This window comes from Paenibacillus sp. CF384 (genome assembly GCF_900106745.1).
Taxonomy (GTDB): domain Bacteria; phylum Bacillota; class Bacilli; order Paenibacillales; family Paenibacillaceae; genus Paenibacillus_Z.
Genome location: NZ_FNNV01000009.1, coordinates 164,124 through 176,264, shown reverse-complemented (window position 1 = coordinate 176,264; position 12,141 = coordinate 164,124). Strand labels below are relative to the sequence as shown.

The following is a 12,141-nucleotide window of genomic DNA, read 5'->3' as shown; positions in this document are numbered from 1 at the left end:
AGACTTCCTCGTTCGCTTCAAGAGCTCATTCCGCCCAATTTGCTACTATGTAGACCTCCTCGTTCGCTTCATCCGCTCTTTCCGACCGACTAGCTACTATGTAGACCTCCTCGTTCGCTTCATCCGCTCATTCCGACCAACTAGCTACTATGTAGACTTCCTCGTTCGCTTCATGCGCTCGTTCCGCCAAATTTGCTACTATGTAGACCTCCTCGTTCGCTTCATCCGCTCATTCCGACCAACTAGCTAGCTATTGTCTATTGTTACATATAATGCTTACCTGCTACTCCAGTTTGAAGTAGAAAACTTATAGCGCATAACCCTACCTGTTGGAGTGACTTTGGCGACAAGAAGGCCTTTGCTTACAAGTGAACGAAGGTATTTTGCTGCGGATTCTCTGGAAATCCCCATCTTCTTGGCTGCTGTCACCGGTGACAGTTCCCCCCAGCACTCCTGCATCAAGTGCAGGAGTGCTCGCTCGTATACGCTCAGCTCCTCACCTGCGGGGCGAGCGATGCCGCCCCATTTGGCCAGCGCCATGAGGAGCGTTTGTTGACCGCGGCGGGGTTTCTCCATGACCTCGTCGTAGGCGAAACGCAGCAGTTTCCAGCCTTCGATCAGCAGGTGGTTTTGGCGGCTTAGATCATCTGCGAACTTCCAACGGGAGATGTCCCTCCAGTGTGGTCCGAAGCCGTCAACCTCCAGTAACAACTGATAAGTTAGTGGAGGGCAATACGCATAGTCTACGAATCGCGTCCCTCCCTTCAAATCCTGCAGCTCATACTCGGGATGCAGATAGTCCAAATTTCCCACAGCCGGCCACCACACTTGCTGCAGCAATGCTTTCTCTGCATCGCCATGTTCTGCCAATCTGCGTTTTCGCTCCTCGCTCCCACCTGCCAACGCCTGTTCCATCATGCGTGTATAAGCTTGCTCAAACCCTTGTTGCTCCATCATCACAACACACTCCTCCGCGACAAATAAAAATAGGCTGCCCGCTCGGAATACTTCCGAGAAGAGCAGCCTGTGCTTCAGGACTAATCATGTTTACATTTATGCTTCAATTATAGTGGATTCGACTATCGCGCGCTAGATCGGAATATTCTGAGGATGCTTAACAAACCGGATGCGAGCAAGTTAGACCTTACTTCGCCGATGACTCGGCCTATTCTTCATTCGGTCGATGTAGACTTGACGATGATCGGCTCAGCAACCTTTCATTGTTACTTCGTCCCAAACCGCTTAATCGACCGAATTTTGGCGCGTTGGATCTCGATTTGGCGATTGCGCGGCTCAGCGTTGGTGACAAGGGAGCTCAGCAGCTTCTGAGCCACTGCCGTAATTTCGTCAATCGCGGTATGGAAGGCGGCTTCATTCGCTTTGGATGGTGCAGTGAACCCCGAGAGCTTACGGACAAATTGCACCGCGGCTGCATGAACCTCTTCTTCTGTGGCAGGCGGATCAAAGTTGAACAGCGTCTTAATATTACGGCACATATCGAGTCTCCTTTTGGACAAGCATTTTCCTTATTTTACTACAACGCAGTCACAGACTCTAGTCTCGAACACCGCTGATGTAACCATGGTTTGAGCCAAACAAAAAAACACCCGCCTAAGATCAATCCTGATCCCGGCGGGCATTCCCCTCATTTCTACAAATGCTTCAACAAGTTACTCACCACGTGTACAAGATGCCGCTTCATCCGCTCACCCGCTAGATCGGCATCCCGGCTCGAGATCGCCTCGTATATCGCGAGATGCTCGCGATACAACCGCTTGGAAACCGAGCGATTCGCATAAATCTCGACCCGCCGAATCTCGCGGATGGCCATCTCAAGTTGGCTCACGATGGAATCGAACAACCGCACCATGATGGAGTTATGCGTCGCATGAGCCAGCGTCGCATGGAACTCGACATCGGTGCGTTCCCCCTCCAGATCATTGCCGACCGAAGCTTCCATCTCCAGCATGATCCGGTGCAGCTCCGCCAAATCCGCATCCGTCGCTTTAAGCGCAGCGATGGAGGCGTTCGACACCTCCAAGGACTGCCTCGCTTCCAGCAGCTCGAGCAGCGTCTCGCGGTTCATCCGCAGCGACTGCAGCTCGGGCAACTCGACTTCCACCGGAGCATTGGAAATGACCGTGCACCCGCCGCCCTGCTTAATCTCAATATAGCCCATCGCTTTCAGCGCACTCAGCGCCTCGCGCATGGTCGAGCGCCCAACGCCGAACTGCTCCGACATCTCCTTCGTCGATGGCAGCTTATCGCCGACCTTCAGCTTGCCATCGATCACCAAGCGCTTGAGCTGCTCAGCAATCTCCTCATAATGATTGCGTTTCGATAAACGGGTAACTTCCATCGGTAGAATTCCCTTCTATTAGCCAACAATGATCGCATAGACGACGCCCGGACCATGTACGCCAATCGTCAGATCGTTCTCGATATCTGCCGACCGCGAAGGTCCGGATATGAAATGAATACCTGCCGGCAAGTTCGCACGTCCCGCCTGATCAAAGTTTATCAAAACTTGGCCCAAACGTGTATGCAACCGTTCAATCGGTATAATCGCCATGAGCACGGTAGGCAGCAAACTGACGGAGCGTCCTTTGTCCTTCGATGACATAACCGTAATCGAGGCTGTATACGCAGCCGCGTAATCAGCGACTACAACACCGAAATCCGCTTCGGCAGCACGTGCTTTCCAGTATTCCTCCGGATCGCTGTTCCAAACGGAAATCGTCGCACCCGGAATGGCCGCTTCCAAGCCAAGCTCGTTCAGCTCAGGCTGATTTTGGCGGATCACATACTTCGCGCTCATCTCAGCCGCTTTGCCTGCGATAAACGCCTTCGCTTCTTCCATATCGGCAAGCCGAACGGGATGCCCCCCGACGGCTTTGAAATTCTCCATAAACTTCATAACGCGCTCCTCGAGCGGCCACTCAAACTCTTGCCAGAAATCCGGCGCGCCGCGATACGGATGCGCAGGCGGCTCAATCTCGCGCGGACGTCTCAGCTTCGCCGAGATGCCGTCAATGAATCCTACCTGCTTCGCGCGCGACTCCGCGGCAAGCCCGTCGAGCCATGCTTGATGCTCCTTCGACCTAGCTGCCATGACCATGCCCTCCTCCTTTGCCACCTGTTCCGCGGTCTTTCACAATCGCTTCCATCCGGTTCTTCATCGCAGGATCCATCTCCTGCAAGCCGCTGCGGATTTCCGCTTCCATCGTCGGCCATTTCTCCCTGAACGATTCCTTCGGCAAGCTCGGCGCAACACGGTACGTGTTCCAACCCTTTAACGGACCGACCTTCGTGCGAATACCGCCATCCCGAACGACAAGCTTTTGACCCCATTGACCGATCTTCAGCACCGCTTTAAATCGCTTCGAATTCTTCATTACCGCAGCGAATCCCTTCATGCCGAGCGCTTCGAGCTTATCGCCTCGACCGCTTTCCAGCTTGCGGCGGCGCAAATACACAAGCATCTCATGAAGCGGAATCTTCACCGGACAAGCTTCATAACAGGCACCGCACAAGCTCGAAGCGTTGGCGATATCATCCCACTCCGCAGGATTTTTCTTCAGCGCTGGGGTTAACACTGCACCAATCGGTCCGCTATAGGTGCCGCCGTAGGCATGACCGCCAATATGGCGATAAACCGGACAAGCGTTCAGACAAGCGCCGCACCGAATACAGTTGAGCAGCTCTTGGAACTCAGGATCGCCAAGCTGAAGCGAACGCCCGTTATCCACGATAATAATATGCATCTCCTCCGGACCATCCGCATCGACATCGCGGCGCGGCCCTGAAATTGCCGACATATACACCGTAAGCTTCTGCCCAGTCGCCGACCGCGGCAGCAAAGTCGCCATGACTTCCAAATCGGCGAACGAAGGAATAATACGCTCCATCCCCATCAGCGTAATTTGCGTCTTCGGAACAGTCGTTACCATACGCGCATTACCTTCATTCTCGAACAAAACCATCGAACCAGTCTCAGCTATGGCAAAGTTACAGCCTGTCATGCCAATATCCGCTTCCAGAAACCGCTCGCGCAATTTGCGGCGCACGAAGCCGGCAAGAATCTGCGTATCCGGTTCAAGCGTTTCTCCGGCATCCGCCGATAGCAAATCTGCAATTTGATAACGATTCAAATGAATAGCCGGAATGATGATATGGGATGGCGTCTGGCCAGCCAATTGAATGATATACTCCCCAAGATCGGTCTCTATCGCCTCGACCCCGATCGACTCCAGTGCCGTGTTGAGATGAAGCTCCTCCGTCACCATCGACTTGGACTTCACGACCGATTTGGCCTCCACATGCTTCGCAATATCAAGCGAGATCTTCACCGCATCTGCAGCCGTCTCGGCAAAATGCACATGGACACCGTTCGCCCGCGCATTGTTCACAAACAAATTCAAGTAATAATCAAGATGGGCGATCGTATGAAGACGGATTTGCCGCCCGCGCTCACGCCAATCATCCCAGTTGCCATGATCCTCGGCTGCCTTCTCCTTGCCCGTACGCAGCCGCTCTGTCGTAAAACGAACCGCTTTACGCAGAAAATCATTGTTCAGTGCAAGATCCGCCCGTTCTTTGACCGTGCTGCCTCCAACCGCTCCCGCTCCACTCATGCGCCTTTCACTCCTTCATAAAGAAGCTCCGCCAGATGCATCACGCGCACTGGTTTATCCCGGTAACGTAAATTGCCCGCAATGTTCATGAGGCACGCCATATCCAGGCCCACCAGTACTTCCGCTTCCGTCTCCAGCACATGATCGCTCTTCTCGCTGACCATCGCACCCGAAATATCTGACATTTTCACCGCAAACGTACCCCCGAACCCGCAGCAATCATTGGCAAAAGGAAGCGGAATAAGCTCCATCCCCTGCACCTGCTTCATCAGCATGAGTGGTTCCTCCTTCACGCCTAGCAGACGGCTGCCGTGGCAGGAAGGATGATAAGTGACTTTGTGCGGAAAGCTTGCGCCGACATCCGTAACGCCAAGCACTTGAACCAGAAATTGCGTGAATTCATAGGATTTCTCCTGCAGCTTGATCGCTTTCTCCAGCATGACAGGATCGTTCTCGAACAGCTTCGGATAATGATGAATCATGCCGGTACAAGAGCCCGATGGGGAAATGACGAAATCGCAATCTTCAAAAGCAGCCATAATCGTAGCCGCTGTCTCCCGCGCTACTTTCCAATAGCCGCTGTTGAAAGCAGGCTGACCGCAGCAAGTTTGCACCGTCGGAAAATCGAGCGTCACACCGTATCTGGCTAACAAACGCACCATCGCTTCACCGACCGGAGGATATAAGGCATCGCTTAAACAAGTGATAAATAAGGAAACTTTCACGCTCATCGGCACCTCGCCTTATGAAATAGTTATGATATCATTTTATCAGGTTGTCAGACATGTTGACAATAGAAAAATGCGGAGACTTGGCTCCAACAGTGCAGGTGTTGCTCTGGGAGCTACACCTGCACTGAAAAGACCAACTAACTGCTAATGTGTCGCTCTGGGAGCCACACATTCACTGAAAAGACTAACTAATTGCTGATGTGTTGCTCTGGGAGCCACACCTGCACTGAAAAGACCAACTAACTGCTAATGTGTTGCTCTGGGAGCCACACATTCACTGAAAAGACCAACTAATTGCTGATGTGTCGTTCTTGGAGCCACACATTCGACCAACTAACGCACTCCCGCACTTAAAGCAGCACCTTTACCGCATTCCCACGAAAGAGCGGTAATCGCTACCCTACTTAAAGCTATACCAACAAACCACAAAAAAAGGCCGCCTCAAAAGTCGCCTTGTGCGTACTTTCGAGACAACCTCATCTTTGCTAACTACACCGTCTGGACAGAAATTTCTGTACGTTCCGCAAGCTGCAGCCGCGTCTCCTGCGGAAGCCGTTGATCGGTAATGATCCGATTAATATCGCTCATGTCTGCGACATGCGTAAACGCCTGCACGCCGAACTTGCTGGCATCGGCCAGCAAGACGACCTCGTCCGCCATCCCGATCATTTTCTGCTTGATGCGCGCTTGCAGTTCATTCGACTCGCTAATGCCGCGGTCCAAATGAACCCCTTTGCATGAGAGAAATACTTTATCGACATGGTAAAGGTCGAGCGACCGTTCCGCCAGCGGACCGACGAAAGACAGCGAGCGCTGCGCCAGTAAACCACCTGTCGAAATGACCTCAATGCGCTCCTTACTGCTCAGCTCGGTCGCTACTTTAATCGAATTGGTCAGCACCGTCAGCGGAAAATCCGGCAAATACGAAGCCATATACCACGCGGTCGAGCTCGCGTCGAGCAGGATGCGGTCCTTAGGGCGAATGAGCTGCACCGCCTCCTGCGCAATACGCTTCTTCTCCTCCGCGTGCGTAATTTCCCGCTCCGCATATGGAATTTCCGGCTGCTGCTGCGGCAGATCCTTGACGCTGACCGCGCCGCCATGCGATCGGCGAAGCCTGCCCGCCTGCTCCAGCCGGTCCAAATCGCGGCGGATCGTCTCCTCCGTCACCTGGCATAGCTCGCTAAGCTCCGTTACCCGAATGCTGCCCCGTTCATTTACCAGTCCTACAATTCTCTCATAACGCTCTGCAACTAGCATAGTCATCCTCTTCTCGCGAACTGCTCGTATTGCCTGCTACATGAACTGGCTGCCCGCCTTCAAGCGGCGCAGCCAGCCATCTTCAATTATATAAGTCCCGTTAAAGCACGGAATTTCCCGTATGCATCTTCCCATAGTTGGCTTTCCTGCGGCTCGTACACCACAACAGGGAACGACTCCCGGATCACTTTACGCGCTTCCCAAATATCAGAGAGCTCACCTTGCGCGATCCACTGCACGACTAGGTTGCCAAGTGCGCTTCCTTCAACCGGACCGGCCCACACCGGCTTGCCGATCGCATTCGCTGACCACTGGCATAGCAGCACATTCTGAATGCCGCCGCCTACCATGTGCAAACCGCTGAACGATTTGCCAGAAAGCCGCTCTGTTAATTCAAGCACATAACGGTATTTCAGTGCAAGGCTTTCCAGAATACAGCGGACGATTTCGCCCGGTGTTGCCGGTGGGGTCTGCCCCGTTGACACACAATATTGGCGGATCCGAGCCGGCATATCGCCTGCATGAAGGAACATCGGATCATCCGGCTCGATGAGAGCAGCGAACGCCGGCGCTTTCTCCGCCATCGCGATCAACTCAGGGAAGCTGTACGATTGACCTGCACGTTCCCAGGCTCTGCGGCTTTCCTGCAGGATCCACAGCCCCATAATGTTCTTGAGCAGACGGTACGTACCATAAACGCCGCCTTCATTCGTGAAATTCAACTCTTGCGCAAGCTCGTTAATGATAGGCTGATCGATTTCCGTCCCCATCAGAGACCAAGTGCCACAGCTTAAGTAGGCAAAATCACGCTCCAGCGCCGGTACCGCCGCAACCGCAGAACCCGTGTCGTGTTCGGCTGCAGCATACACAGGAACAGCGCCGATGCCCAGCTCTTCCATAAGAGAAGGCCGCAACTGCCCCACTCGTGCACCAGGCTGAACAACGTCGCCGAACAGCGATGGCGAGATCCCAATCGCTTCAAGCAGCGGCTGGTCCCAGCGTCCTTCAAGCGGATTGTACAACTGTGTCGTTGTCGCATTGGAGAATTCATTATGCATCTCGCCGGTCAAGAAGTAACGAAGTAAGTCCGGGATCATGAGGAAACGCTCTGCTCCCTCAAGCAGCGGAGAGTTCGCTTCCTTCAGCGCCGCAAGCTGATAGATCGTATTGAACGGCAGAAATTGAATTCCTGTCCGGCCGAAAATCATCTCCGTCGTCAAGCGCGCCTTCGTGCGTTCCATAACACCATCGGTATGATGATCCCGATAGTGGTATGGATTGCCAAGCAGCTCGCCGCCTCGGCCAATTAGACCAAAGTCGACCGCCCAAGAGTCGATGGCAAGACTTGCCGGCGTTTCGCCGGCATGCTTAGCCTTCAGCAGTCCCTGTTTGATCTCATGAAACAAGCGGAGAATATCCCATTGCAAACGGTCGCCGACGCCGACCGGGTCATTGCCGAATCGGTGAAGCTCCTCCACCTCAATGATGCGATTATTCAATCGGCCTAGCAGCGCTCTTCCGCTGCTGGCTCCAAGGTCATAAGCCAGAATGCTTGGCAAGCTGCATCCTCCTATACGTTAGATTCTGCTGCTTCGACCGGTTCTTTGCCACGCTGCAGCAGCACTGCTTGCTCGTAAGCTTTCACTTCGGCAAGCCATGCTTCACGCACAGGCACACCGTTCTTCTCGCAGTAATAATCCCAAACCGCACCGAACGGGTAAGACTTGAATTCTTCTTGCAGCGCAATGCGAGTCGTATAATCGCCATCAAGTTCAGCTTGGCGCAGCGCTTCAACCGGATCCAGCATTGCTCTCATCAGCGCTTTGATCGTGTTGCGCGTCCCGATAACCCAAGCGGCCACACGGTTAATGCTGGCATCGAAGAAATCAAGGCCGATATGTGTTTTGCTAAGCAGATCGCCGCGAACTAGCTCACGACCGATATCAATCAGCTCATCGTCCATTGTGACGACATGATCGCTGTCCCAGCGCATTGGGCGACTGACGTGCAGCAGAATGCCATCTGTGAAGAGCGAAATCGCAGACAGCTTATTCGAAATGACTTCCGTCGGATGGAAATGGCCCGCATCCAGACAGATCAGTTTATTGTTCTGCATGCCATAGCCCATATAGAATTCATGCGAACCGACAACATAGGCTTCCGAGCCCAAGCCGAACAGCTTGCTCTCTACTGCATCTAGGTTATGAGCTGGGTTCAACTCTTCCTCGAATACTTGATCCAGTGCATCCTTGAGTCGTTTGCGCGGTGCCAAACGATCCGCCGGCGTATCCTTGAAGCCGTCCGGAATCCATACGTTCGTGACGCAGGTTTGACCGAGCTGCTCGCCGAAATAAGCTCCGATCTTGCGAGATGCTTTGCAGTGGTCGATCCAGAATTGACGAATCTCCGGATCCGGATGGCTCAGCGTGAAGCCGTCCTTCGACTTCTCATGGGAGAAGCAGGTTGGGTTAAAATCTAGTCCTAGGCCTTGCTCCTTCGCCCAATCCACCCATTTCTGAAAATGCTTCGGTTCGATTTTGTCCAGTTCAACTTGCTCGTTGGTATCCACATAAATCGCATGCAGATTCAGCTTGTGCTTACCCGGAATCAAGGAGAAAGCAAGCTCCAGATCCGAGCGCAGTTCTTCCGGTGTACCGGCAGCCCCAGGATAATTCCCCGTAACGGAGATGCCTCCTGTAAGCGCTTGGCCTTTATTCAGAAAGCCGCGAACATCGTCTCCCTGCCAGCAGTGCATCGATATTTTAATTTGAGCCAGCTGCTCAAGTGCCGCATCCACATCGATACCATGGCGTGCATACAGCGCTTTGGCTGCCTCATAATTGGCTTGAATTGTTTGGTCCATCTCACATGCTCCTTTTATCGTTATTTGAGAGGATGAGCTACGACTGACATTAATGCATTTTCCGCCTGAGTTGCATCCAAACGGCTGTACTGCACGATAATCGGTATATCGCTCAATACTTCAATCGCATATGGAACGCCGACCGGGATGAACTCTCCGCCAGATGACAGTGTAGAGGTACGGATATGTTTGGTTCGTCTGCCCGGTACGACAACAAGAATATTTTCGATAGGATTGCGATCCTCGAAGAAAATCGTCATCCGAATCAGTGCGTCCTCGGAAGCACAGTTAAGCACACATACTGATTCATGGCTTTCAAGTGAACCTTTACTTGTTGGCGGAATATAACCGTCCGGAATAATCCAGTGTTTCTCGCCTCTTGCTTGATACATGCCCGCACCAACCTCTCTTATCGTGTGAATGCTGCCGGCACGCCGCCGTCGATTGTCAACATACAGCCGGTTGTCTTATCAGCCTTGGACGATGCGAAGAATGCAACGCCTTCAGCGATATCGCGCGGGTAGATGTTCACGAGCAGCGTCGTCCGTTTGCGGTAGTACTCTTCCAGTTGATCCGGCTCGATGCCGTAAGCGGCTGCCCGCTCGTTGCGCCAGCTGCCGTTCCAAATCGTAGAACCTTGCAGAATCGCATCCGGCAAAATCGTATTGCAGCGAATGCCGAACTCCCCGCCTTCTGCAGCCACGCAGCGTGCCAAGTGAGCCTCTAGTGCTTTGGCCGAGCTATACGCTGATGCGCTCTTGCCCGCATAAACGGAGTTTTTGGAGCCGATGAATACCATATTGCCGCCGATGGCTTGCTCTTTCATCAGCTTGAACGCTTCACGAGCTACAAGGAAGTAGCCTGTGCCAAGCACGTTCATGTTCAGGTTCCATTCTTTCAAGGATGTTTGGTCAAAAGGACTCGAGGTTGCAAGACCCGCATTGTTCACGATGATGTCCATACCGCCGTATGTGATGGCTGTTTCTGCGATAGCCGCCATAACCGCTTCTTCGCTCGTAACGTCCATCTTCACAGCTGCAGCACGGCCTTCGCCGAACTTCTCATTAATTTCGCCGGCTACTCGCTCCGCACCTTCCAAATTCAGGTCTGCAAGCACGACGTGCGCGCCTTCGGAAACGAGGCGGCGAGCCGTTTCGCTGCCGATACCGCCGGCACCGCCGGTAATGAACGCCACTTTGCGGGAGAATTCTGCTTCTGCAGGAGCAAGCGACAATTTGTACAGCTCTAGCGGCCAGTACTCCACGTTGTAGGACTCGTTCTCGCTTAGGGAGACGAATTCGCCAAGCGCTGTTGCACCGCGCATAACCGCAATGGCACGGTGATAGAGTGCACCGCTTACTTTGGAATTGGACCAGCTCTTGCCTGTATTGATCATGCCGATTCCCGGGATCAGAATAACGCGAGGCGCTGCTTCGAACATCACGTCGCCATCGTTCTTATTCCTATCGAAATAGGCTTCATATTGTTTCTTATACGCAGAGACGCTCTCTTTCAGAATCGCTTTCAAGCCGTCTATGTCGCTCACGTTCGGGGTCCAATCGATGAAGAGTGGAACGACCTTCGTATGAACGAGGTGATCCGGGCAAGCTGCTCCGACTTGGGACAGCTCCGGGGATTTCGCGCCGCCAACGAATGCCAGTACATCGTCTGCATCGTCGAAGGTTAAGATCATTTTCTTCGCATCGCTTACTGCGCCGCGAATCGTTGGCATCACTTGCGCTGCAATGCTTCTGCGCACATCGGCTTCAAGCGCTGCGTGCTTCACGCCGCCGAACAGCTTCGCTTCGTTAACACGAGCTTCGATGAAGTCTTCCGCTTCCGTGATGATTTTGATCGTTTGCGCGTAAGCTTCCTCGGACGTTTCGCCCCAAGTGACAAGACCGTGTTTCTCCATGAGCACAAGCTCCGCTTTAGGATTCGAAAGCACGCCTTGCGCGATCATTTTGGAAAGGGTAAAGCCTGGGCGTACATAAGGGACCCATACGAAACGGTCGCCGAAAATTTCTTTGGCCAGCTCTCTACCGTTATCTGCGCAGCACAGGCTGATGATGGAATCCGGATGTGTATGATCCACGTGTTTGAATGGAAGGAAGGCATGCAGCAGCGTTTCAATCGAAGCGCGCGGGTGCTTGCTGTCGATCATGCAGTGCGCGAGGTAACCAACCATTTCTTCGTCGGACATCTCATCGCGCTCGAACAGCGGACGAATATCCTCCAAGCGCAAACCTGTGAAGTTGCCTGCTTTCATCGTAGCAAGGTCGGAGCCGCTTCCTTTCACATACATCACTTCAATGTCACGACCTCGGAAATCCTGAACCGTCGTCTTGCTCGACGTGTTGCCGCCGCCCCAGTTGCATACACGGCGATCCGTACCGATGATATTAGAACGATAAACCAACTGCGCAAGTCCGCCTTGCAGTTCCGATGCTTTCTCTTGCTCCCACAAACTTTGTACCATTGTGAATACCTCCGAATGAGTTTGATATATGATGTTGAAAATAGTGTAACATGTTTGTTTGTTTTTGAATACAGAAAATCAAAGAAAAACAAAAAGATCTCGGAATGGGCAGCGAAGGTGAAACTGCGCTGTGTTTCCGAGCTTTTTGTAAGGTGGGTGCTCTTCATGTAGCTC

11 protein-coding genes are annotated in these 12,141 nt (G+C 53.0%); all 11 read right to left on the bottom strand.

What is annotated here, in order from left to right; genetic code table 11:
* Positions 1 to 276: 276 nt before the first annotated feature.
* On the bottom strand, positions 277 to 957 hold the full coding sequence (locus tag BLW29_RS16470; protein ID WP_090981496.1) for a hypothetical protein: 681 nt from the start codon (positions 955 to 957) through the stop codon (positions 277 to 279).
* Positions 958 to 1,223: 266 nt separating this feature from the next.
* The gene (locus tag BLW29_RS16465) at positions 1,224 to 1,496 is read right to left on the bottom strand and encodes a DUF2277 domain-containing protein (RefSeq protein WP_090981494.1); all 273 of its coding nucleotides are present in this window, start codon (positions 1,494 to 1,496) and stop codon (positions 1,224 to 1,226) included.
* A 155-nt stretch (positions 1,497 to 1,651) separates the two neighbouring features.
* A complete protein-coding gene (locus BLW29_RS16460; RefSeq protein ID WP_090981492.1) occupies positions 1,652 to 2,359 on the bottom strand; it encodes a FadR/GntR family transcriptional regulator in 708 nt (235 codons plus the stop codon).
* An 18-nt stretch (positions 2,360 to 2,377) separates the two neighbouring features.
* On the bottom strand, positions 2,378 to 3,112 hold the full coding sequence (locus BLW29_RS16455) for a LutC/YkgG family protein (protein WP_090981490.1): 735 nt from the start codon (positions 3,110 to 3,112) through the stop codon (positions 2,378 to 2,380).
* A complete protein-coding gene (locus BLW29_RS16450; protein ID WP_090981488.1) occupies positions 3,102 to 4,634 on the bottom strand; it encodes a LutB/LldF family L-lactate oxidation iron-sulfur protein in 1,533 nt (510 codons plus the stop codon). Before BLW29_RS16450 ends, BLW29_RS16455 begins: the two co-directional genes overlap by 11 nt.
* Complete coding sequence (locus tag BLW29_RS16445) at positions 4,631 to 5,359, bottom strand: (Fe-S)-binding protein (protein ID WP_090981644.1); 729 nt, start codon at positions 5,357 to 5,359, stop codon at positions 4,631 to 4,633. Before BLW29_RS16445 ends, BLW29_RS16450 begins: the two co-directional genes overlap by 4 nt.
* Positions 5,360 to 5,854: 495 nt before the next feature.
* Complete coding sequence (locus tag BLW29_RS16440; protein WP_090981486.1) at positions 5,855 to 6,625, bottom strand: DeoR/GlpR family DNA-binding transcription regulator; 771 nt, start codon at positions 6,623 to 6,625, stop codon at positions 5,855 to 5,857.
* 86 nt (positions 6,626 to 6,711) lie between these two features.
* Positions 6,712 to 8,184: a rhamnulokinase gene (locus BLW29_RS16435; protein WP_090981484.1), complete on the bottom strand. Its 1,473-nt coding sequence runs from the start codon at positions 8,182 to 8,184 to the stop codon at positions 6,712 to 6,714.
* 11 nt (positions 8,185 to 8,195) lie between these two features.
* Positions 8,196 to 9,488, bottom strand: a complete 1,293-nt coding sequence (gene rhaA, locus BLW29_RS16430) for an L-rhamnose isomerase (RefSeq protein ID WP_090981482.1) — start codon at positions 9,486 to 9,488, stop codon at positions 8,196 to 8,198.
* Between the two features lie 20 nt (positions 9,489 to 9,508).
* Positions 9,509 to 9,880 (bottom strand): sensory rhodopsin transducer, encoded by a 372-nt coding sequence (locus BLW29_RS16425; RefSeq protein WP_090981479.1) that lies wholly within the window; start codon positions 9,878 to 9,880, stop codon positions 9,509 to 9,511.
* Positions 9,881 to 9,897: 17 nt separating this feature from the next.
* Positions 9,898 to 11,967 (bottom strand): bifunctional aldolase/short-chain dehydrogenase, encoded by a 2,070-nt coding sequence (locus BLW29_RS16420; RefSeq protein WP_090981477.1) that lies wholly within the window; start codon positions 11,965 to 11,967, stop codon positions 9,898 to 9,900.
* Positions 11,968 to 12,141: the final 174 nt, after the last annotated feature.

Coding starts and splice junctions, on each gene's coding strand:
- BLW29_RS16440 (WP_090981486.1), bottom strand. CDS start 6,625: ATGCTAGTTGCAGAGCGTTATGAGAGAATTGTAGGACTGGTAAATGAA.
- BLW29_RS16460 (WP_090981492.1), bottom strand. CDS start 2,359: ATGGAAGTTACCCGTTTATCGAAACGCAATCATTATGAGGAGATTGCT.
- rhaA (WP_090981482.1), bottom strand. CDS start 9,488: ATGGACCAAACAATTCAAGCCAATTATGAGGCAGCCAAAGCGCTGTAT.
- BLW29_RS16470 (WP_090981496.1), bottom strand. CDS start 957: ATGATGGAGCAACAAGGGTTTGAGCAAGCTTATACACGCATGATGGAA.
- BLW29_RS16465 (WP_090981494.1), bottom strand. CDS start 1,496: ATGTGCCGTAATATTAAGACGCTGTTCAACTTTGATCCGCCTGCCACA.
- BLW29_RS16450 (WP_090981488.1), bottom strand. CDS start 4,634: ATGAGTGGAGCGGGAGCGGTTGGAGGCAGCACGGTCAAAGAACGGGCG.
- BLW29_RS16455 (WP_090981490.1), bottom strand. CDS start 3,112: ATGGCAGCTAGGTCGAAGGAGCATCAAGCATGGCTCGACGGGCTTGCC.
- BLW29_RS16425 (WP_090981479.1), bottom strand. CDS start 9,880: ATGTATCAAGCAAGAGGCGAGAAACACTGGATTATTCCGGACGGTTAT.
- BLW29_RS16420 (WP_090981477.1), bottom strand. CDS start 11,967: ATGGTACAAAGTTTGTGGGAGCAAGAGAAAGCATCGGAACTGCAAGGC.